This is a genomic window from Brevibacillus sp. FW306-2-1A-C05A, assembly GCF_058781555.1.
In genome coordinates this window covers 17,687-37,807 of sequence record NZ_JBYSWV010000013.1, presented here as the reverse complement: position 1 = coordinate 37,807, position 20,121 = coordinate 17,687, and the positions used below count along the sequence as shown (strand labels likewise).

The window sequence follows — 20,121 nt, the reverse complement described above, 5'->3', positions numbered from 1 at the left end:
TGTTTCCAGCCACGCTCTAAAAAACAAAAAGAAAGCCCCTTCCAGAAAATCAGAAGAGACTTTCGCTTTTGTCAAAAAGACAGCTCCGGCAACTGATACCATTCGCCAGCCATCCATTCGCGCGCCTTCCAGCGCAGCACGTCCGGGCGCACCAGCGGCATGATCTGTTGAAACAGCTCCACGCGTTCGATGTCCGTCATCGGCACGAAGGCGTTGGCCGCGGCCAAGTCCGCTTCCAGCTCGTCCATTCTGCTCACGCCGAGGATCGCCGTCGAAACGGGGAGACTCCACGTATAGCGCAGCGCTTGCTCTGTCCACGGAGCCAGCTTGCCCAGCCCCATCACTTTCATGCCGATGACCGCGACGCCTTTTTCCACCGCTTGCGGAACGAAATCGTGCGCAAAGCTGTAGATGAAATGATCGAGAGCAGACAAAGCGACGAGGGCGCTGTCAAAAGGAAAGCGGCGAATCGCTTCTGCCAGCAGGCGCGGGTCTGTGTGCCCGCTGATGCTGATTTTGCGGATCAAGCCTTGCTCTCGCGCTTCCAGCATCGCTTCCAGCGCGCCTCCTTTTGCAAAAATCGCCTCCAGATCGTGCGGCTGCATGATGTTGTGCATCCGCCACTCGTCGACGTAATCGGTCTGCAGCCGCTTCAAGCTGCCCTCCAAATCTTTCAGGGCCAGGTCGCGCGTGCGTCCTCCCGTCTTCGTCGCGATCCACACGCGGTCGCGCAAGCCTGCAAGCCCCAGTCCTACCCGTGTCTCCGACTGTCCAGCGCTGTATGTAGGGGCTGTATCAAAGTAATTGACTCCTGCTTCTACGGCGCGCCGAATGATGGCGATTGCCTGCTCCTCGGTGCAATCGTGCTCGTCCACAATTCGCTGGGCGCCGAAGCCGAGCAAAGAGACTTGATGCGGATCTCGTCCAAACGATCGGGTCTGCATGCTGCGGGCAGCTCCTTTCAGGTTCATCGGGATGTGAAACAAGACGCCCGTTCGCGAGCGTCTTGTCATGGCCATGCTAGCTTATTTGTACGTGTCGTAAGCGGTAGTCAACAGGTTGGAGATCGTTTGCAGGTCGTTGTTCTCAATCTGATGACGCTCGATCATCGTCATGATTTTGCCGTCCTTCATGATCGCAAAAGACGGGGAAGATGGCGCGTAGCCTTCAAAGTACTCGCGGGCTTTCGCTGTCGCTTCCTTGTCTTGTCCTGCAAATACAGTGTAAATGTTGTCTGGCTTGGTGGAATGGTTCAAGGAATGAACCACTGCCGGACGAGCCAGCCCTGCCGCGCAGCCGCAAACCGAGTTTACGACTACCAGCGTCAGACCTTTTGCGTTTGGCAGCGTCTGCTCAACCTCTTCTGCTGTGCGCAGCTCTACAAATCCGTTGCGCGTCAGTTCGTCGCGCATCGGTTGAATTACTTGGCTCATATATGCTTCATAAGACATCATGGGGCAACCTCTCCTTTGTATCACGTATCCATTTACGTATTATTATAACCCGATCGCGTCCCCGGGAGAACGAAGAAGTGCTCCAGTCCTACACTTCCATCAAAATGGTGAGAATCATCGGATTGCGGCCCGTCTTTTCGTAAATAAACGGCTTGATGACTTCGTTGATCTGGGACTTCAACTCCGACCATTCCTTGATCTTCTTGTCCAACGCTTCCTGGAGGCGCTGGCGAACCAACAGCGTCGCTTCCTGGATGAGCGATTCCGAACCGCGCACGTACACAAAGCCGCGGCTGACAATGTCAGGTCCGGTGAGAATCTTGAAGTTTTTCATATCGAGGCTGACGACCACGACCATCAGGCCATCCTCTGCCAAATGCTTGCGGTCGCGCAGGACGATGTTGCCCACGTCGCCGATGCCGCTGCCGTCGATCAGGACGATGCCGGCGTGAACTTTGCTGAGCCATGCCTTTTCGCGGTTGCAGTTCAGCACCTCGCCGTTGTCCATGAGGAAAATGTTGCTCTCCTCAATTCCTACCTGCTGCGCCAGCTTCGCGTGCGTCTTCAACATCCGGTACTCCCCGTGAATCGGGATAAAGTACTTGGGACGAATGAAGTTGAGCATGAGCTTCAACTCCTCGCTGCTGCCGTGACCGGACGCGTGAATGTCAAACACGTGGCTGAGCACGACGTTCGCGCCCGCGCGGTACAGCTTGTCAATCGTCCTGCTGACATTGATCGTGTTGCCTGGAATCGGGGAAGCCGAGATAATGACGGTATCCTCCGGGTAGATCGACACGGTCCGGTGCGATCCGGAAGCGATTCGGGTCAATGCCGCCATCGGCTCGCCTTGGCTTCCGGTGCAAATAATCAGCACCTGATTGTCGGCGTAGTTGTCAATGTGCTTGATATCAATCAGCATGCCCTCCGGCATCTGGATGTAGCCCAGTTCTTGTCCGATCAGGAACACTTTTTCCATGCTGCGGCCTATCACCGCTACTTTGCGATTGCACTGCTCGGCAGCGTCTACTACTTGCTGCAGGCGATGCACGTTGGACGCGAATGTCGCCAGGATGATCCGCCCGCGCGCTTTGCGCACCACGTCGAGAATCCCTTCGCCAACGGTGCGCTCCGACATGGTGAAGCCGTAGCGCTCGCTGTTCGTACTGTCAGAGAGCAGCGCCAAAACGTCGCCGCTCGCCCCGATTTTCGCAATCTTGCCGTACTCGGTCGTCTGTCCGACTGGCGTCATATCGAATTTGAAGTCACCTGTATGAATGACCATCCCTTCCGGCGTATGAATCACAACCCCGAACGAATCCGGAATGCTGTGATTCGTGCGGAAAAAGGACGCTTTCAGGCGGTTGAAGGGGATTTCCGTATCTTCTGAGATCGGAATCATCTTCACGTCATTTTGCATGCGATGCTCTTCCAGCTTCGCCTTGACCAAGCCCAGGGTCAGACGACCACCGTAGATCGGCACGTTAATTTGCTTGAAAATATAAGGAATCGCTCCGATGTGATCCTCATGTCCGTGCGTTAACAAAAGTGCTTTAATCTTGTGCTGGTTGTCCACCAAATAGGAAATATCGGGGATGACCAGATCAATACCGAACATTTCATTCTCGGGGAACTTCACCCCGCAGTCAATGATGATAATTTCGTCCTCATACTCGACGCAATACATATTTTTTCCGATCTCGCCGAGGCCGCCCATCGCGAAAATCTTAACGTCGCTCAAACTCTTTCCTCCTAACATCATCGTGCATGATTTTGGGAACCCGAACCAAGCATGCCATTCTTATTGTAACACAACGCGAGGCGTTCGTTTCATCCAGTCTTGACAATTCGACACATTCATCTTCGGTCAATAATAGAAAACTGATACGCAATCGCCGCTACTCTCTCATCCGTGACCGTACTGACCCGCTCCCAAAAGTTTTCTTCCATGTTTGTATCTTCTGTCCATACCGGCGCGATTTCCCCCGCAGCGAGCTTGAGCGGCAACGCCTGTTTGTCTTCGATGACGGCCCCGCTTTCGTTTTGCAGGCGAACCAAAAGCTCAATGCCCAGCGGCTGCCCCGACTGGTTCCGGACCAAAATCAGGCTGTCGTAAGGTTGGCCAGCACACCTTTTCAGACAGTCCCTTTTGCTGTAGACGAGCGTGACGTCAATCGGCTTATTGCTCGACGCCTGCACGGGCACGGCCTGCCACTTGTTTTTTACACTCTGCACAACCGAGACGTACTCCACCTTCGACATAAACGGCCCCATGCCTAAAAAAGCCCCGGCAAACAGGAGAAACAGACCAGACGACGTGGCGAGAAACAACAGATTCATTTTCCAGAACGGTTTGCGCATCACAAAGAAAAAGACGAGGTACATAATAAAAAACACGAAGACGAGGAACAGGCAAAAATAAAGAAACAGCTCCAGATCGGCTTTGGTCGGAAGCACCGGAATGCCGTACTGTACTTGCCAATACACGTTGGCAGCGAGGCAGCCTCCGTAAATCAGCAGCGCTGACACGACAGGCGGCCACCATTTTTTCCAGAAGCCGCTCCGGCGAGAGCGCAGCGCAAAAATCGCCAGGATGAGCGGAACACCAAATAAGGGAATGAGCAAGTAGTACATGAAATCCCCCGCTTTCCAAATTGTAAATATTTTCTACGAATGACATGAAAAAAAGGCTTCAAAATAGAGGGCAAGCTTGTTTTCCAATACAAAAAAGGGGGTCTTACGCCATGCAAGCCTCTGTATCCGTTCGCCTCGCGCGAAGCGTCCTGACCGCCATCGCAGCAAGCCTGCTGTTATTCTTCTTCCAGTATGCCCCTGCCTGCGCCCAGCCGCCATATGCCAAATGGGGCAGATTGGCGATGCAGGAGACGATGAAAAAATATCCGCATGCCCAGATCGTCGACTACCTGCACGTCGGGCGCACAGCAAAAACGCCCACCACGTCAGAGGAGACGTTCAAACTCTTGCTCCAGGAGGGCAATCGCAGGTGGGCGTTACTCGTGCATATTGAATTTGAAAATCAAACCGAGCATGTCGTGCAGATCACGTACGAGGAATCAGCCTGATTAGTCCGCAAGCTGCTCCATTTCCTTCAGCATCTGCTCCATGTCCATGTCGGCTGCCATGCCGTAGGCGCGGCGCATGTTTCCATCGCCATCGACGAGGAACATGCGGGCGGTATGGGCAAAGGAACCGTCAGGCTGCTTCAATACGGCAATCCCGAAATCCTTCGTCACCTTTTCCACCGCCTGGGCATCGCCGCGCAAAAACTTCCAGCCGCTCTGATCCGCCTTGAACTTCGCCGCGTACTGCTGCAACACTTCTGGCGTGTCGAAATCCGGGTCAAAGGTGATGGAAATGAACTCGACCTTGTCGCCGAACAGCTTTTTCTCCTTGAGCTGCTCTTGCAGCTTGGACATGTTGTACGTCGTCGCCGGGCAAATGTCAGGGCAGTTGGTGAACATGAACTCGACCAGCCGCACCTTGCCTTTGCCTTCCGAAAACGTAAACGAAGTGCCGTCACTGTTGTCCAACGTAAAATCGGCAATCGGCTTCATCACGGGAATCGGCTCTTTTGCCATGTATTTGTAGCCCAACACGCCTACAATCGCGAGGATAATCACGCCTGCGAGCACCGTAAACCAATGGCGCTGCAACGCGGATCCTTGTTGCTGTGCTCCCTCACTCACGATTTTCTTCCTCCCCTGCTTCTCTCATGCGTCCGCCGCTATACCGCGTAAAAGCGCATGTTTCTTTTTGTGTGGAAAACGTCTCGGCGTTGCCAGTGCGGTCGTGACCGTATGGACCGTACGGCTTACACTTCCTTCTCGCCAGGCCAAGCCAGCATGCCGCCGACCATATTGGCAGCGTCAAAGCCAAGCTCACACAAATATTCGGTCGCTCTGTGGCTGCGCGCACCGCTGCGGCACACCATGACGACCGGGATCTCCTTGTCCAGCTCGTCGATGCGATGCGGCAAAAAGCCGAGCGGAATCAGCTTGGCTTCTTTGATATGGCCTTCGTTCCACTCCTCCACCTCACGCACGTCAATCACCTGAAGCTTTTCGTTGGCCGCGAGCTTTTCCAGCAGCTCCTGCGGGGTAATTTCCTTCACGCCATGGCTCATCGCGTATGTTCCTCCTATATGTACAATCGTTTGGTCGTTTTCTGCCACTCCCATCATATCATAGGGCCATGCCATTTTCTAACGACGCGGGCGGCGAAAGCGCGCAGATATAGGGACAAATTTGTGACAGTGTGAGGGTGGGTTTGTTTTTGGACAGGGAGATGGTTGGTCGGTACAGGCGGGTGACACATTTACAAAAATAACCATTCTATATATGAAGACTACTATACAAAACAGCATTCTCTTTTTGGTTTGGAAAAAGGCGGGTGCAAGAAACGCAGAGCACCCTTGGAAAAGGAGGTAGTTTATATGGTGTACGTACTGGGAATTGCTGCTGTTTGTACGCTATTTGCCGTTCTTTTGTATGTGAAAAAAGGAAAAGCCGCGCCTGGAATCAGCCACGCCTCAAGGAGTGCGGGGCATCAGCCTGCAAACCACGTCAACAAGGCGTATCACACAGGTACTTTGGACGTCATGGGAAACAGCATGAACGGGTGAGCATGAACAAATCTCTCAACGCCTCAATCCCACCAAATCCAACCTGATAACTCATTATTGATTATTGACAGCGAAGTGTGGTTTTTCATACAATTATGACAACAACTGAAGCAACAGTTCATCAAGAGCGGTGGAGGGACAGGCCCTGTGAAACCCGGCAACCAGCAAGCGTGCCTTGCGCGGTGCTAATTCCTGCAGAATCCATAGATTCTGAGAGATGAGTGCACACCCGTGTATAGCCGGAGCCTTCTTCTCCTCAGAGGAATGCTCCGTTTTTTTATCCCTAATCCCCATATATAAAGGAGAGATAAGCATGTCTGACCAGCAACAATGGAAACCGGAAACCCTCGCTGTACATGGTGGACAAGAAGTAGATCCCGTAACAGGCTCGCGCGCCGTTCCGATCTATCAGACGACTTCCTACGTCTTCCGCGACACGGAGCACGCCGCCAACCTGTTTGGCTTAAAAGAGTTCGGCAACATTTACACCCGCATCATGAATCCGACCCAGGACGCCTTTGAAAAGCGCGTGGCACTCCTGGAAGGCGGCGTCGGTGCTCTGGCAACTTCCTCTGGTCAGGCAGCGATCACCTTTTCCATTTTGAACATCGCCCAAGCCGGGGATGAAATTGTCGCATCCAGCAGCTTGTACGGCGGTACGTACAACCTTTTTGCGCACACTTTGCCGCGTCTTGGCATCAAGGTTCACTTTGTCGATCAGTCCAATCCGGAAAACTTCCGGGCGTTCATCAATGAGAAAACAAAGGCGCTCTTTTGCGAGACGATCGGCAACCCTCGCATTGACGTGGCGGACTTGCAGGCAATCGCTGACATCGCGCACGAAAACGGCGTGCCGCTGATCGTGGACAACACGTTCGCTTCGCCGATCTTGTGCCGTCCATTCGAGCATGGCGCAGACATCGTCGTCCACTCCACGACCAAGTTCATCGGCGGGCACGGCACAGCGATCGGCGGCATCATCGTCGATTCCGGCAAGTTCGACTGGAACAACGGCAAATTCCCGGGCCTGACGACACCAGACCCGAGCTACCACGGCGTCGTCTATACAGAAGCCGTCGGACCGCTCGCCTACATCATCAAGGCGCGTGTCCAGTTGCAGCGCGATATCGGCGCAGCCGTGGCCCCGATCAACTCCTTCCTGTTCCTGCAAGGCTTGGAGACGCTGCACCTGCGCATGGAACGCCACAGCCAGAACGCCCTGGCCGTAGCCCAATTCCTCGCCGCGCATCCAGCGGTCGAGTGGGTCAGCTACCCTGGCCTTGAAGGCGACGCCCACTACGCGCTCGCGCAAAAATATTTGCCAAAAGGCGCTGGCGCCATCCTCACCTTTGGCATTCGCGGCGGCGTGAAGGCAGGCAAAACACTGATTGAATCCGTGAAGCTGTTCTCGCACCTGGCCAACGTGGGCGATTCCAAGTCGCTCGTCATCCATCCGGCCAGCACGACGCACCAGCAGATGAATGAGGAAGAACAGGCGGCTGCCGGGGTCACGCCAGGGCTGATCCGACTGTCGGTGGGCACAGAGGCGATCGACGACATCATCGGCGATCTGGAGCAGGCATTGCAACGCGCCGTTCAACCTTCTACTGTCAACTAAGTTTGCTTTTGTCTCGTAAAAAGTGGCACGCAACTCTCGCGGGAGAGGCGTGCCGCTTTTCTTTTTTCGGGTGCTGTCTTCTGCTTGCTGCTTTCAGGCGCTCGCCCCTCTTCCTGCCACACTCAACGATTCTGGTTCGAAATCCATCTAACCAGCCATACGAAAAATATTGAATTTACAATTCAAAACATTTAGAATGAGACGTACTACAAATACTGGAAGGATGATCCCCTCTTGAAAGTATGGAACATCGGGAGCGAACGCACGACCTACGAGGTGCAATTCGCCTTTTCGCCGCTTTTTGAAGCAGCGCTGGGCATCGCCGTTGCCACTTACGAGCAGATTCATCACACGCTGGAGCAGCCGCCCGCCCACTGGCGCGAGCTAATCGAGGCGCTGCCTCCTGCTGTCCAGCGCGAGGTCGCTTACGCCAAGGCGCACAACACATGGAAGACGCTTTTGCATCTGCTTCACCAGTACCGCCAGCAGCCTTTTGCCGAGCTGGAGGCGTTTCTTGGCTACGTCAGGCAGTTGCCAGAAGAAGAGCTGCGCTATCAGGCACTGCCTTTTTTGGGCGAAGCGCGGCAAGCTTCCCGGCGAAAAGCCGCGCAAGGAAGCAGCGCCGATCGCGAACTGTTGCAGGCGGCCTGTCGCAGCCATCTCTTTTTCGAACGGTACATCGCCCATATTACTTCGGTGGACGCGGAGGAATTGCGCCAGCACCTGCTCGTGCTGATGGAAGGCTGGTATCAGGCGCACATCGAGCCGCAGGAGGAGCGCATCTGCCGCATGCTCGAACGGGAGATTGCCCAAAAGCGCGGCATGCAAGAAAAGCTCGACCCGGAAGCGCTGGTGGAATGGGCGACCGGAGCAAGCTATCCGCCTGAGCCGACTGTCACCCGCGTCCTGCTGATTCCGCAGGCGGTCTATCGCCCCTGGACGGTGCAGGCCGATGACGCAGGCTGCAAAATTTTTTACTACCCGGTTGCCGATGAAAACTTGCGCGAGCAAATCGACCCGTATCAGCCGCCGCAGACGCTGGTCCAATCCTTCAAGGCGCTCGGAGACGAGCAGCGGCTCCGCATGGCGAAAATGCTCGCAAAACAGGAGCTGACGCTGCAAGAACTGACAGAAGCGCTCCAGATGGCCAAATCGACGGTGCATCATCACTTGTCGATGCTGCGCTCCGCCCGGCTGGTCGAGACGAGCGGAACCCGCTATCGCCTGCGCAGCCAAGCGCTCTCGCAACTCCCGCTGCTACTCGGGCAGTTTCTCGACACGGACAAATGATGACAGCAGCCACGAGCACATCCGCCCTCTGGAAAGACCGCTCCTACCGCTACATCCTGCTCGGCCAGCTCACCTCCGAGCTGGGCGCCTCGCTCGGCACGCTCGCCAATAGCTGGATCATCTACCAGGTGACCGGCTCGCAGGCAGCCGTCGGGCAGATGTGGCTGCTCTACTTTGTACCATCGCTCGTCGTGCAGCTTGTGGCCGGACCGTATCTCGACCGCTATGACAAAAAACGCGTCATGCTGTTTTCGCAATGGATGCGCAGCATCGCGTTCGGCTGTTCCTTCGCCGCGATTGCGACCACGCCCGGCTCCTTGTGGCCGCTCTACTTGACCGCGCTCGTGAACGGCCTCGTCCAGCCGCTGTACGTCCCGGCAAGCCAGTCATTGCTTCCTGCTCTCATCCGAAAAGACCAGTTGCTGCAAGCCAACGCCTATCTGGACAGCGCGCTGCGCATCGCCATGATCGCAGGTCCGCCGCTGGGCGGGGTTCTCGTCGCCAGCATCGGCGGCGATCAGGTGCTGGCATTGGTCGCCGTCGGCTATGCGCTCAGTGGAGCTTTTCTTCTCCCGTGCAAAAACGCTCCCGCCCTCCCTGCCCGGGTGGCCGAATCGTGGTTTTCCATGTTCAAAGCCGGCCTCGCGATTTTTTGGGAAAAGCCGCTGCTTCTCTATCTGAGTCTGTATTCGGCTCTCGTACAGTTTGCGGTAGGGGTCACGCTCGTGCTCAACCTTCCGTTTGTGGCGGGAGAGCTGCACGGAACTGCCTTTCACGTCGGGTTGTTTTTGGCCAGCTATCCGTTCGGCTACTTGTTTGGGACGTTTCTCGTGCCGCGGCTGCGCAATGGACGGGAACAGCCGCTCATCATGCTAGGCTCTCTGGTCGCAGGCGGGGCGAGCTTCGTCACTCTAGGGTTTACCCATATGATCGAACTGGCGATTTTGATAGAAGTGCTGGCGGGTGTCGCCGCGCCGTTTTTCCAGTTGCACAGCACCCGTCTCTATCAGCTCCACGTCCCGCCCGCCATGATGGGGCGCGTCTTCTCCGTGCGCCTGCTGATCGTCCGCACGACCATGCCCGCAGGCATCTGGCTGGGCGGAACACTCAGCGACAGCGTCGGCGTTCGGCCCCTCTACGTCGCCATCGGCGCGTTAATTGTCGTCGCTGCCGTCGGCGGGATTACTTTACAAAAATTTGTAAAATATAGGATATTCCATGTATAATGAAATCCAGCAACTGCCTCTCCATCCTATCTACTTAAAGGAGAATTTCCATGACTCATCCCGCTCTGGATAGCCTTTTGACTTCCGTAAATCGCGTAATCGTAGGAAAAGAAGAGCAGGTTCGCCTGCTGGTGACCGCTCTGTTGGCGCGCGGGCACGTGCTGCTGGAAGACTTGCCTGGCATGGGCAAGACCGTGCTTGCCAAAACGTTGGCGCAGGCCATCGGCGGGACGTACAACCGCCTGCAGTTCACCGCTGATCTGCTGCCTTCCGATGTAGTCGGACTGCACGTGTTCAACCAGCGGACGAGCGAATTTGAACTGCGCAAAGGACCTGTTTTCGCGGACGTTTTGCTCGCGGATGAAATCAACCGCGCAACGCCCCGCACCCAATCCGGTCTGCTCGAATGCATGGAAGAACGCCAGGTCACCATCGAAGGCGTCACGCTGCCGCTGCCCTCAACGATGCTGGTGATCGCCACCCAAAACCCAATTGAATCGGAGGGGACCTATCCCCTGCCCGAAGCCCAGTTGGACCGCTTCCTGTTCCGCCTGTCACTCGGCTACGGCACGCGCGAGGACGCCAAGGAAATACTCCGCAGATTCCGCAGCACCTCTCCTCTGGAGACGGTGCAGCCAGTGATCTCGGTGGAACAAATCGCCGCCCTGCAAAAAGAAGTGACGGCCGTCCATGTCAGTCAGGCGGTAGAAGATTACGTCATCGACCTGACGGAATCGACGCGCAGCCACCGCTCCGTCGATGTCGGCATCAGTCCGCGCGCCATGCTCGCCCTCTTGCGCGCAGCCCAGGCTTACGCTTTTGTCTCGGGCCGCGCCTATGTATTGCCGGACGACGTGAAGGCTGTTTTCCCGAGCCTCGCCGTCCATCGCATCCGCCTGTCCATGGAAGCGGAGCTGCATGTAACCGAGCAGGAAGTGGTAGCGCAGATCATGTCGAGCGTGCCAGCCCCCGTCGAGGAAAGCGTGTAGCCGGATGGATACGAAGCAAACTTTTCATGTGATCGGCTTTGTGCTTCTGCTTTTCGCGCTGTTTTCCGGCAGTTGGTTTCTTTGGCTGCTCGGCGGGTTTTTCTTTTTCATGCCTGCCGCCCAAAAGTGGTGGGCCGAGTCGCTCCCCAAATGGATCAAGCTGGAGTGGACAAGCGATCAAACCCGCGTCATGCCTGGTACGCCTGTGACGATTACCGTGCGCCTGTACAATCGCTCCTGGCTGCCGTTGCCCTCGACATGGCTGCGCTTTTCCTTGCCTGAGCACGTCACGGCCGACGGCGGGGACGAAGTGAAAACGAGCAACCAGCGGACGATTGTGCGACTGCGCTTCGACTTGCCCATGCGCCAGAGCGCAGCCCGAACCTTGACGCTTACTCCCCACAAGCGCGGCACCGTCTGGCTGACGGAGATTCAATCGGAGACATTGCCGCTGTTCGCCGGGGAAGTCACTTCCTTGCCGTTGTCGCTATCGTTTTCCCTGCTCGTCTACCCGTTGCCGCTGCCGCTGCCTCCGCTGTCACTGGAAGAGACGCAGCCGGACGGAGGCAGGCTCTCGCGCCAACGGCAACAGGAGGATGTCACTTTTTTGCGGGGAGCGCGGCCGTATATGCCCGGGGATCGGTTCAAGCATATTCATTGGAAAGCGACTGCCAAGACGGGCACGCTCGAGACAAGGCTGTTCGAGCACACCGCCCATCCAAACTGGCGGATCGTCGGCCATATTTTGCCGTCCTATGAACCGTTGCAGCAGCGGCATAACGATGTCGTCAATGAACGGATTATATCCAGCCTTGCTGCGCTGTCCATGCTGTGCCGGAAAAAGTCGATTGGCTACGAGCTGCTTCTCACCGTCAAGCAGCGCGGCCGCGAGCATTTTCACATGCCTGCCGGCAGCGGCAAGACGCACCATCTGCACGTCATGACCCAACTCGCGCAAATGCACCATTATGTGACGACGCCGCTAGCCAGCCTGCTCCGCCGTCTGGAGGAAAGTCCGGCCAAGGAAGCGATCATCCTCGTGACGGCGCGGCCGGAGGAATTGCCCCAGACGACTTTGGAGCGATTGGTGCGGCGCGGACACAACATTGCCGTGCTCGACGTATCCGGGGAACAGGCTACGGTCAGGCGGTATGAACAGGCGCGTCTGGAAAAAAGGAGCGTGATGGCGCGATGAGCTTTTCCCTCGTGAGCCGATGGACGCTTACTTTTTGGCTGGAGGCGCTGCTCGTTGGCGGTTCGCTGATGATGCTTGGCTGGATGACGGCAGACTTTGGCGCGCTGCTGTTCTTTTGCCTCGCTGGCTGTCTGCTCCTGATCGCGGGAAGCTGGCTGTATCACCACGGCGGCCGCCATACCGTGTTGCATCTCTTGCTCTATCCGTTTGTGCTTGGCGTCGGGGTGCTCAGCTTTGTTCTGTTCGGCTCGTGGCTGATCGCCCTCGCCCTGGCAGGCGTCTTTTTTTGGCGGATTCAGGGAGCGGCTGCAAACGGGATCAACCATGTCAGTCTGCTGCGGCGGTTCGTTCTGGCCTTTATGGTTTGCCTGATCCAGTTGGTTGTCGCGGCTCTGTACGGAACTGCCGTTGATTCGGAGACGTTTTCGCCTGCCCCTTACTTCGGCATGCTCGCCCTCGTGACCGCAAGCTACGTGCTGATCGCGGTCGGGGCTTACCTGCTGCGGGAGGAAGCCCTTCCCATCCGCCTGCCTGCCCGCCTCCGCCTGATGCTCGCAGGCCAGGTGCTGGGGACGCGCCTGCTTGTGACAGTTGGCTATGTGGCGGCTGCCTCTGCCCTGCTCGGTTTGTTGAGCCTGCTCTGGTCGTGGGTGAAAGGACCGCTTGGCACCGGGCTTTACATGCTGATCGAGCCTGCCTTGCAGATGCTGGCGGAGTGGATTTCCGGGCTGTCGCAAGTATTGGACAAAGACCAGCGCGTTCATAATGTGCTGAACAACGAAGGGCAAGGCGGCAATCCTCCCCTGGACCCTGTCAGCCAGGGCGAACCGCTCTTTTCCTTGCTGGAGCCTTATCTGATCTCGCTTGTCGTCGTCGTAGCGCTGTTTCTGTTGGGCAGGTACATGTGGAAACGGCGCAATCGCAACTGGCAGGAGGAAAAAGCAATCACGGCTGCCCCGGCGATTGATCTGGCCCCGCTGCCCCCCGCTGCTGAAGGCGAAGCGGCGGAATGGGATGTCTCCAAATGGTTCAAAAAACCGCTTGGCCCCGCAGACGACGCGACCCGCTACGCCTACTTCCAGTTTTTGCAGACGATGGGCAAGCAAGGTGTCACGATCCACCCGCATGAAACGACGCAGGAGTTTTTGCAGCGGCTGCAAAAGCATCCTGCGCTGACGGCGGCACAACTGGAGCTGGCAGGCAAAATCACCGACTTTTACGAGCAGTATCGTTACCAGGAACATCCCTTGTCGCAGCAAGAACTTGCGGACATGCAGCAAGCTGTCCAGGCGCTGGTGGCCTATGAGCAGACCAGCAGTCCGAGTGAACCAAAAGAAGTGTAACGGGCACGATCATGAAGCAACCACGCGCTCCCGGCGTCTGTGGTTGCTTTTTTTCGCTTGACAACCGTTTCTTCCTCTTGCATAATTTTTTCACTTTTGCCCACTCGTAAATTCAATTCACCAAACGGTTAATCGAAAAGAAAGGAGGTTTCGCAATGCAAGACCTGGCTACTTGGCTGCAAAAGCATTTGTCGATTGCGTACGTACCGGGTCACGAGTTTTTTCTCAGCCTGCACGTGCTCGCCAACCCTGACCACCACACGAGCCGTCTTGGCTGGGCGCAGGAGTCTCTCTCCGCGCTTCCCGCATCGCTTGTGAAAAAGCTGCACCAGTTCAGCAACATGTCCAACCAGTTTCTCGATGCAATGGACTTCCTGGTGCCGTGGGAGGAGCGATACGAGCATTCCGTCGAGGCCAGCCTGGAGCAGTTGCAGGCAATGGATGCGGCACAGTTTGCCCAGTTGATGCTGGGGCCTGTCTATCACCCCCGGCAACTGCAACAGTGGATGCAAGGGCACACGGACGATCTGTTTGAGCAGCTCAAGCCGGAGCATCGGGAGTTACTGCGGCATCCCTTGTCCACAAAACGCCGTTTTCTTGAGTTTTGCCACGCCTACCTCCCTTTTTTCCGGGCAGAGGAACGGCGCATCGAACCTTGGCTGGTACGCGCGGTCCACGAGGGACAGGAGCGGATTGCCGCGGATCCGGTCGGCTTTTTGGCGCAGGTGCATCCTCGGCTGAAGGTGCATGAGAACTTTTTGCAGTTTCACAAAGCGCAGACGTACACCTTCGCCTACTCCGAGCTGGCGGGCATCCACCTGCGCGCCTCTACCTTCGTCTCGCCCCACCTGCTGCTCGGCATTTGCGGGGAGCATATTTCCGTCGGCTTTGCGGTCGACGTTCCGGGCATCTCTACAGCCTCAACCATTCCCGCGGACTTCACGCTGAAAATGAAGGTGTTCAGCGATCCGACGCGGACGGCCATTCTCAAGTCGCTGCTCGATCACCCTTACTGCACGCAGCAGTTGGCAGACTTGCACGGCATCAGCGAGCCAGCCGTCAACAAGCATTTGAAGCTGCTGGTAGAGGCAGGCTTCGTCTGGAGCGAGCGGCGTGGTCGGTACGTGTTTTACCGCGGCATCACTTCCCGGCTGGAACAACTGGCTGTCGATCTTCACGAGTTCATCGACATGCCTGCCCCTGGCCTTGCACTCTCGCCGCCAAAACCATCTGAACGGAGGAACTGACGTGTTTCGAGTTGCCAAAGCAACCTTTGTCCGCAATACGCTGGTGATGATGCGCGCCTACCCGTGGTCGTTCGTCATCGGCCACATCCTGTCTGGCGTGTACACCGTGCTGTTCGCCTACTTTGCCTATCATTACGTATTTGCCGGGCAGTTGGACGGCCGTTTCTTGCATTTGACGGGGACAGACGATTATTTGTCCTACGCCATTTTGGGCGGCGCCTTCTACGCTTTTGCCGTCTCCACGCTGATGAATGTCAGCCGCTCGCTCATTACCGAGCTGCGGGAAGGAACACTGGAGGCGGTATTGCTCACCCCGTCCCTGCGCAGAGGATACTTTTTGGGCAACGTTGCCCAACAGCTCATGCGCACAGTGTTTGAATTTTCCGTCATCGTCATCGTCGGCGCCTTGTTCGGGCTTACGCTTGTCCACGCCCACATCGGGAGCGCTATCGTTGTCTGGCTTTTGTCTACCGGGGCGTTTTTCTGTCAGGCGCTCGTCTTGGGCAGCCTGATGCTGCGCTTTCGCGATACGTACATCACGCAAAACACGCTGTTTGTCATCATGGCGTTTGTATCCGGCGTCACGTTTCCCATCCCGTACTTGCCGGAATGGCTGCAGCCGCTGGGCGCGATCATGCCGCTTGCCCCTGCGCTGGACGCTTTTCGCCAATGCGTGATCCAGGGCAAGCCGCTGATCGCCGTTTCCCCACAGCTTTTCCACATGGCGGCTCTGTCGCTCGTCTACCTCGCGATCGGCGTGTGGGGCATGCGGCGGATGGAAAAGCGCGTCGTCGAATCAATCTTTGGATAACAGGAGGTTTTTTCTCATGCTGATTGTGGAAAATGTGCGGAAAGTATATCGGGTGAAGGAGAAAAAAGGCTGGCTCCGGCAGCAATGGAAACAGGTCGAGGCGGTCTCCGACGTTTCGTTTCGGATGGTGCCCGGCAAAATCATCGGGCTGTTGGGCATCAACGGCGCGGGAAAGACGACGACGATCAAAATGTGCTCCACGCTGCTCACCCCGACCAGCGGCACGATTACGGTTGACGGATATGACGCGGTAAAAGACGATCGGTTCGTGAAGGCCAAGGTCAACATGATTGCGGGCGGCGAACGGATGCTGTACTGGCGGTTGACCGGGCGGGAAAACTTGCAGTATTTCGGCAGCTTGTACGGACTGCACGGCCAGGCGCTGCGCAGCCGGATTGACGCCTTGCTTTTGCAGGTCGGACTGCTGGACGCGGCCGATACGCCTGTCGAGCGCTACTCCAAAGGGATGAAGCAACGGCTGCAAATCGCCCGCGGACTCATCAACGACCCGCGCTACCTGTTCCTGGATGAGCCGACGCTGGGGCTGGACGCGCCCATCGCCAGACAGCTTCGCAAGCATGTCAAGGAACTGGCTGTAGAGCACGGAAAAGCGATTCTTTTGACCAGCCACTACATCCACGAGGTCGAGGAACTGTGTGACGAGGTGTACATCATCGACAAAGGAAAGCTCGTCGCCCACGACACGCCCGAGCAGTTGACTCGCTCGCTCCACCTGGAGACGGCTTTGCACGTCGTGATCCCCGCCCTCTCCGACACGCTGGACACCGATCTGCAAAAGCTCGCCCTGCGCCACGGCGGCACGCGGGAAATCGCGGAGACGGACGAACAGACATGGGAAGTGACCTTGCGCGGCAAAACCGATATGACGACTCCGCTGCTCTCGCTTTTGGCCGCCCACCAATCGCCTGTCCTGCGCCTGCACACCGAGCAGCCGTCGCTGGAGGACGTCATCCTGCACATGGCGGAAAGGAGAGGCGCATGAAACAGCTCGCTTCCTTGCTGTGGGCGGAAATGGTGAAGGAGCACCGCCATTCTTTTCACAGCAAAATGGTGTACTTCAGCCTGCTCATCTGGCCAGCCATCATGTTTGTGACCGCGTATTATTCTTTTGCCCCTTTTCGCCTGGGGGCTGACTCGCCGCTTGCCCGCTTTCTCTCGCCGGAACAACTGCCCCTGTTTTTGCTGACCGGGTATCTCGGCTACATTTTTTTCTGGTGCCTGGTGCAGTCTGCCTGGCAAATGAGCTTTGAGCGGGAGGCGGGGACGATGGAGATGATTTTTATCAGCCCGGTCAATCGTCTGGCCTTTCTATACGGGCGCTCGCTGTCTTCGCTCGTCGAGGGGGGCTGGCTGTTCTTTTGCTTCACGCTGCTTGCGCTTTTGTTCGTCGGCGGCGTTCACCTGAGCGGATGGTGGGCAGTGCCGCTCGCCTTTGTCGTCCTGCTCGGCTCGGCGATCGTCTGGGGTGGATTTTTGAGCGTCCTGTTTCTGTTTTCCCGCGATTCCAGCTTTTTGTACACCGTGCTGGATGAGCCGATGCTGATTTTCTCCGGCGTCCGCCTCCCGCCCATGGCTTATCCGCTCTGGGCCAAGGCGATTTCCTTTTGCTTTCCGTTGACCTACGCTCTCCAGCTCGTGCGCGGTTTGCTGATGGAAGGGGCTTCGCTCGCGTCCTTGCTGCCCGAATTGGCGCTTTTGGTCGGTGTCTTGCTTGTGCTGGTGATGGCGACGGTCCTGCTGTTGAAAAAAGCGGAAAGGCATATGAAAGAGACGGGGAATATGGTGATGTATTGAGGTTTTCCTGGAAAATCAAGGATGGGTAGCCTATATTGGGGACATGAAGGTACAAGCTGGTATGACGACAATCGCTGGTTCTGAGTAACGAACGTCAGTCGGCCCGCTCCAATGAAGGGTGGGCTGGCTAGTACCATGCGGAAAGGGAAAGGCTGGTGGTCATGCATGAAAAAGTATGTAGCCATGTGCTGTTTGTCAGTCGTATATACTTTTTTTGGAGAAATGCTCGTATTTTTGCTAGCCGATCCGCATGCCCTTGGCGATACTACTATTTATCACTTTTTGAAAAATGGTTATTACATCATGGGGTTTGTTATTGTCGTGTGGACTGTGAAAGTGATATATAGGAAAGGTTTTCATAGAAATAAAAAGGAGCTTGTACTCGATTATGCGATATATGCTGTGATGGTTATGTTGGCGTACACTTGCACAAATATTGTAATTGATACGTATTTTGCGCATTTGGTCTGATAATACTTGGGGCCAGTCTGGATCGCTCTTTGCCGCTGGCGGATTTCTTCTTTCAGCCGTTCAAAGCTGAGTTAGATGGTCGGCTCATCTCCCGCGTCGGAAACGGAAGGAGCGTGGGAGCGTGGCAAGTACTTCCTGAAACGCTTTCGCTCATGCTCCAGTTTGGCGGTTTTCTTGTCGGACTGTTGAGCCTTGTCGTAGCAATCGTCGTTGCCCTGACCAAACGAAATGACCGCCCTTAAAGCTTTGACAGGCTAAGGCGGTCATTTTGTCAGTCGTGCAATAAACTTGAGCCGATCCCCTGAAAGGGGCCGTCTTGTACTGCCGACATAGTGTTCCCGCACCGTGTCGGTTTCTTTTTAGTGTTCCCGTTGCATCAGTCGAAATACTGATAACTTTTCTATTTCCATCCTAGCACCCTTCCCGCTTCACTGACAACGGGCTTTGGAGATCGGCTGGCCTTTGAAGCAGATTGTCCCGTCCAGATCGAATATAAATCTCATCTCGTGTTTGTCCCCTTTGCTTTGTCGCTTTCTTGTCCATCATAGAGGGGCAAGGGCCACTGCTTGAAGGGACAGATGGAACAAGGTGAGCGGGACAGAAAAAAAGGGTACAGTCACCCGAACCAGGCAGAAGCGAGCAGGCGAATGCCTTCCTCGATCTCCTGCTCGCTCAAAGCGCCGTACCCAAGCAATACCGTCGCATACTGCCGCGTGTCATGCACCCAGTACCTTGCTGTTCCGTACACCTTCACGCCGCACCGCGCAGCACGCTCCATCCACTCCGCTTCGCTGCCCTTTTTCTGCACGGTCAAAAAAGCGTGCAGTCCCGTGTCCTTCCCTTCCACTTCCACGCGCTCGCCCATCCAGCGGGAGACGGCCTGAAGAAATGCCTTGCGCTTGTCAGCGTAGCTTTTGCGCATGGCCTGCACGTGCCTGTGCCAATAGCCGTCCGACAAATATGCAGCCAAAGTCAACTGATCGAGCCTGGAAACGGGTTGATCGTATTCCGGCACCCGCTGGTGAAAGCGCGCCAACAGCTCATACGGCAGGACGAGATAGCTGACGTTGCAGACAGGCAGCAGCGCTTTGGACAGGCGTCCGATGTAGACCACCTTTTGCGGAGACAGGCTCTGGATCGCGGGGAGAAAGCTTTCCTCGTACTTGAACTCCCACTCGTAGTCATCCTCCACGATATACGCCCGGGACTGCACCCATTCGCTCAACGCATGCCGTTTTTCGAGCGGCATGACCAGCTTGTGGATGAACTGCTGCGACGGACTCACGTACATGACATCGGCCCCGCTATCGACCAGCTCCTGCATAGAAACGCCGTCCGCCCCAAGGGATATGCCCCGCACCTGATAGCCGCCGTTTGCAAACGTGTTTCGCGCCCCGTCATAGCCGGGGTTTTCCACGCCGATGACCTGCTTTTCCCTGTCCAGCAACTGAACGAGAACCGACACAAGCTGCTGTGGAGTCGCGCCGACGATGATCTGCTCCGGCGCAGCCGCGACTTTGCGCGTCTCGTGCAGCAGCTTCACCAGCTCTTTGCGCAGGGCAAACTCGCCCTGTGGCTGCTCCTCGACCATATAGCGCTGCTGGTGGTCAGCGATTACGCGGTTGCGAAGTTTGTTCCACTGCTGAAACGAAAAACGCCCCAATTCGATATCGCCGTAGCGAAAATCTATGCGAATGTCCGCCGCTTGCGCTTCCCCCGGACTTGCGGCTGGCGTGATCGAAGGACGCTCTGCCTGATACACGACCTGGTAGCCTTTTTTCGGGATGCTCCTGGCGTAGCCTTCCGAGACGAGCAACTGGTATGCGACTTCCACCGTATTTTTGCTGACGCCAAGCGATTGCGCGCAACTGCGGATCGAAGGCAGAAATTCCTCGTCCTGCACATGGCCGTGCCTGATTTCGTCTTTTAGATAATGATAAATTTGCGTAAAAAGCGGTTCCTTTTCACGAAACCGGATGGCAGACAGCTCCCGCAAACCGCCTCCCCTTTTCCAGCCGTC

The 20,121-nt window shown here is 56.3% G+C and carries 21 protein-coding genes and 1 riboswitch; of the genes, 14 read left to right on the top strand and 7 right to left on the bottom strand.

Annotated features, from left to right (window positions below):
• Positions 1-71: 71 nt before the first annotated feature.
• The 4 genes from AC3WJN_RS10390 to AC3WJN_RS10375 form a co-directional block, all read right to left on the bottom strand.
• Entirely contained in the window at positions 72-944 is an 873-nt protein-coding gene (locus AC3WJN_RS10390; RefSeq protein ID WP_007776867.1) for an aldo/keto reductase, read from the bottom strand.
• Between the two features lie 81 nt (positions 945-1,025).
• Positions 1,026-1,454, bottom strand: coding sequence for a BrxA/BrxB family bacilliredoxin (locus tag AC3WJN_RS10385; RefSeq protein ID WP_005835537.1), 429 nt, complete (start codon positions 1,452-1,454; stop codon positions 1,026-1,028).
• A gap of 88 nt (positions 1,455-1,542) precedes the next feature.
• On the bottom strand, positions 1,543-3,213 hold the full coding sequence (gene rnjA / locus AC3WJN_RS10380; protein ID WP_035316672.1) for a ribonuclease J1: 1,671 nt from the start codon (positions 3,211-3,213) through the stop codon (positions 1,543-1,545).
• Between the two features lie 98 nt (positions 3,214-3,311).
• A complete protein-coding gene (locus tag AC3WJN_RS10375) occupies positions 3,312-4,088 on the bottom strand; it encodes a hypothetical protein (protein ID WP_007776861.1) in 777 nt (258 codons plus the stop codon).
• 110 nt (positions 4,089-4,198) lie between these two features.
• On the opposite strand from AC3WJN_RS10375, the gene AC3WJN_RS10370 reads away from it, so the two are divergent.
• Positions 4,199-4,537: a YqzG/YhdC family protein gene (locus tag AC3WJN_RS10370; RefSeq protein ID WP_005835540.1), complete on the top strand. Its 339-nt coding sequence runs from the start codon at positions 4,199-4,201 to the stop codon at positions 4,535-4,537.
• Here AC3WJN_RS10370 and AC3WJN_RS10365 read toward each other — a convergent pair whose 3' ends face one another.
• A complete protein-coding gene (locus tag AC3WJN_RS10365; protein ID WP_005835541.1) occupies positions 4,538-5,161 on the bottom strand; it encodes an SCO family protein in 624 nt (207 codons plus the stop codon). It abuts the gene before it with no gap.
• Positions 5,162-5,286: 125 nt separating this feature from the next.
• A complete protein-coding gene (locus AC3WJN_RS10360) occupies positions 5,287-5,598 on the bottom strand; it encodes a rhodanese-like domain-containing protein (RefSeq protein ID WP_005835542.1) in 312 nt (103 codons plus the stop codon).
• A 309-nt stretch (positions 5,599-5,907) separates the two neighbouring features.
• Between AC3WJN_RS10360 and AC3WJN_RS10355 the strand changes: the two genes are divergently transcribed.
• The 13 genes from AC3WJN_RS10355 (at position 5,908) to AC3WJN_RS10295 (ending at position 18,343) form a co-directional block, all read left to right on the top strand.
• Positions 5,908-6,096: a hypothetical protein gene (locus AC3WJN_RS10355; protein WP_007776855.1), complete on the top strand. Its 189-nt coding sequence runs from the start codon at positions 5,908-5,910 to the stop codon at positions 6,094-6,096.
• 115 nt (positions 6,097-6,211) lie between these two features.
• A riboswitch (SAM riboswitch) is annotated at positions 6,212-6,320 on the top strand.
• An 89-nt stretch (positions 6,321-6,409) separates the two neighbouring features.
• Positions 6,410-7,714 carry a homocysteine synthase gene (locus tag AC3WJN_RS10350; protein WP_005835545.1) on the top strand — a complete coding sequence of 435 codons (1,305 nt, stop codon included), beginning with the start codon at positions 6,410-6,412 and terminating at the stop codon, positions 7,712-7,714.
• A 234-nt stretch (positions 7,715-7,948) separates the two neighbouring features.
• Positions 7,949-9,004, top strand: a complete 1,056-nt coding sequence (locus tag AC3WJN_RS10345) for an ArsR/SmtB family transcription factor (RefSeq protein ID WP_007776851.1) — start codon at positions 7,949-7,951, stop codon at positions 9,002-9,004.
• Entirely contained in the window at positions 9,001-10,230 is a 1,230-nt protein-coding gene (locus tag AC3WJN_RS10340; RefSeq protein ID WP_007776849.1) for an MFS transporter, read from the top strand. The genes AC3WJN_RS10345 and AC3WJN_RS10340 overlap by 4 nt, the downstream gene beginning before the upstream one ends.
• 50 nt (positions 10,231-10,280) lie before the next feature.
• Positions 10,281-11,219 carry an AAA family ATPase gene (locus AC3WJN_RS10335; RefSeq protein ID WP_007776845.1) on the top strand — a complete coding sequence of 313 codons (939 nt, stop codon included), beginning with the start codon at positions 10,281-10,283 and terminating at the stop codon, positions 11,217-11,219.
• Positions 11,220-11,223: 4 nt separating this feature from the next.
• Positions 11,224-12,414, top strand: coding sequence for a DUF58 domain-containing protein (locus AC3WJN_RS10330; RefSeq protein ID WP_005835549.1), 1,191 nt, complete (start codon positions 11,224-11,226; stop codon positions 12,412-12,414).
• A gap of 11 nt (positions 12,415-12,425) precedes the next feature.
• Positions 12,426-13,757: a DUF4129 domain-containing protein gene (locus AC3WJN_RS10325; RefSeq protein WP_237716574.1), complete on the top strand. Its 1,332-nt coding sequence runs from the start codon at positions 12,426-12,428 to the stop codon at positions 13,755-13,757.
• A 155-nt stretch (positions 13,758-13,912) separates the two neighbouring features.
• On the top strand, positions 13,913-15,004 hold the full coding sequence (locus AC3WJN_RS10320; RefSeq protein ID WP_007776838.1) for an ArsR/SmtB family transcription factor: 1,092 nt from the start codon (positions 13,913-13,915) through the stop codon (positions 15,002-15,004).
• A 1-nt stretch (position 15,005) separates the two neighbouring features.
• Positions 15,006-15,815, top strand: coding sequence for an ABC transporter permease (locus AC3WJN_RS10315; protein ID WP_007776835.1), 810 nt, complete (start codon positions 15,006-15,008; stop codon positions 15,813-15,815).
• Positions 15,816-15,831: 16 nt separating this feature from the next.
• Positions 15,832-16,818 carry an ABC transporter ATP-binding protein gene (locus AC3WJN_RS10310; RefSeq protein WP_007776833.1) on the top strand — a complete coding sequence of 329 codons (987 nt, stop codon included), beginning with the start codon at positions 15,832-15,834 and terminating at the stop codon, positions 16,816-16,818.
• The gene (locus AC3WJN_RS10305) at positions 16,815-17,630 is read left to right on the top strand and encodes an ABC transporter permease (protein WP_005835554.1); all 816 of its coding nucleotides are present in this window, start codon (positions 16,815-16,817) and stop codon (positions 17,628-17,630) included. Before AC3WJN_RS10310 ends, AC3WJN_RS10305 begins: the two co-directional genes overlap by 4 nt.
• Positions 17,631-17,795: 165 nt before the next feature.
• Positions 17,796-18,101 (top strand): hypothetical protein, encoded by a 306-nt coding sequence (locus AC3WJN_RS10300; protein ID WP_007776828.1) that lies wholly within the window; start codon positions 17,796-17,798, stop codon positions 18,099-18,101.
• A gap of 113 nt (positions 18,102-18,214) precedes the next feature.
• The gene (locus AC3WJN_RS10295; RefSeq protein ID WP_129552144.1) at positions 18,215-18,343 is read left to right on the top strand and encodes a putative holin-like toxin; all 129 of its coding nucleotides are present in this window, start codon (positions 18,215-18,217) and stop codon (positions 18,341-18,343) included.
• Between the two features lie 374 nt (positions 18,344-18,717).
• Here AC3WJN_RS10295 and pdxR read toward each other — a convergent pair whose 3' ends face one another.
• Positions 18,718-20,097 (bottom strand): MocR-like pyridoxine biosynthesis transcription factor PdxR, encoded by a 1,380-nt coding sequence (pdxR, locus tag AC3WJN_RS10290; protein WP_005835559.1) that lies wholly within the window; start codon positions 20,095-20,097, stop codon positions 18,718-18,720.
• Positions 20,098-20,121 lie beyond the last annotated feature (24 nt).

Bases quoted from the DNA above. Each gene is read 5' to 3' on its own strand.
- AC3WJN_RS10390 (WP_007776867.1), bottom strand. From the start codon at position 944: ATGCAGACCCGATCGTTTGGACGAGATCCGCATCAAGTCTCTTTGCTC.
- AC3WJN_RS10385 (WP_005835537.1), bottom strand. From the start codon at position 1,454: ATGATGTCTTATGAAGCATATATGAGCCAAGTAATTCAACCGATGCGC.
- rnjA (WP_035316672.1), bottom strand. From the start codon at position 3,213: ATGTTAGGAGGAAAGAGTTTGAGCGACGTTAAGATTTTCGCGATGGGC.
- AC3WJN_RS10375 (WP_007776861.1), bottom strand. From the start codon at position 4,088: ATGTACTACTTGCTCATTCCCTTATTTGGTGTTCCGCTCATCCTGGCG.
- AC3WJN_RS10370 (WP_005835540.1), top strand. From the start codon at position 4,199: ATGCAAGCCTCTGTATCCGTTCGCCTCGCGCGAAGCGTCCTGACCGCC.
- AC3WJN_RS10360 (WP_005835542.1), bottom strand. From the start codon at position 5,598: ATGAGCCATGGCGTGAAGGAAATTACCCCGCAGGAGCTGCTGGAAAAG.
- AC3WJN_RS10355 (WP_007776855.1), top strand. From the start codon at position 5,908: ATGGTGTACGTACTGGGAATTGCTGCTGTTTGTACGCTATTTGCCGTT.
- AC3WJN_RS10350 (WP_005835545.1), top strand. From the start codon at position 6,410: ATGTCTGACCAGCAACAATGGAAACCGGAAACCCTCGCTGTACATGGT.
- AC3WJN_RS10340 (WP_007776849.1), top strand. From the start codon at position 9,001: ATGATGACAGCAGCCACGAGCACATCCGCCCTCTGGAAAGACCGCTCC.
- AC3WJN_RS10335 (WP_007776845.1), top strand. From the start codon at position 10,281: ATGACTCATCCCGCTCTGGATAGCCTTTTGACTTCCGTAAATCGCGTA.
- AC3WJN_RS10330 (WP_005835549.1), top strand. From the start codon at position 11,224: ATGGATACGAAGCAAACTTTTCATGTGATCGGCTTTGTGCTTCTGCTT.
- AC3WJN_RS10320 (WP_007776838.1), top strand. From the start codon at position 13,913: ATGCAAGACCTGGCTACTTGGCTGCAAAAGCATTTGTCGATTGCGTAC.
- AC3WJN_RS10310 (WP_007776833.1), top strand. From the start codon at position 15,832: ATGCTGATTGTGGAAAATGTGCGGAAAGTATATCGGGTGAAGGAGAAA.
- AC3WJN_RS10305 (WP_005835554.1), top strand. From the start codon at position 16,815: ATGAAACAGCTCGCTTCCTTGCTGTGGGCGGAAATGGTGAAGGAGCAC.
- AC3WJN_RS10300 (WP_007776828.1), top strand. From the start codon at position 17,796: ATGAAAAAGTATGTAGCCATGTGCTGTTTGTCAGTCGTATATACTTTT.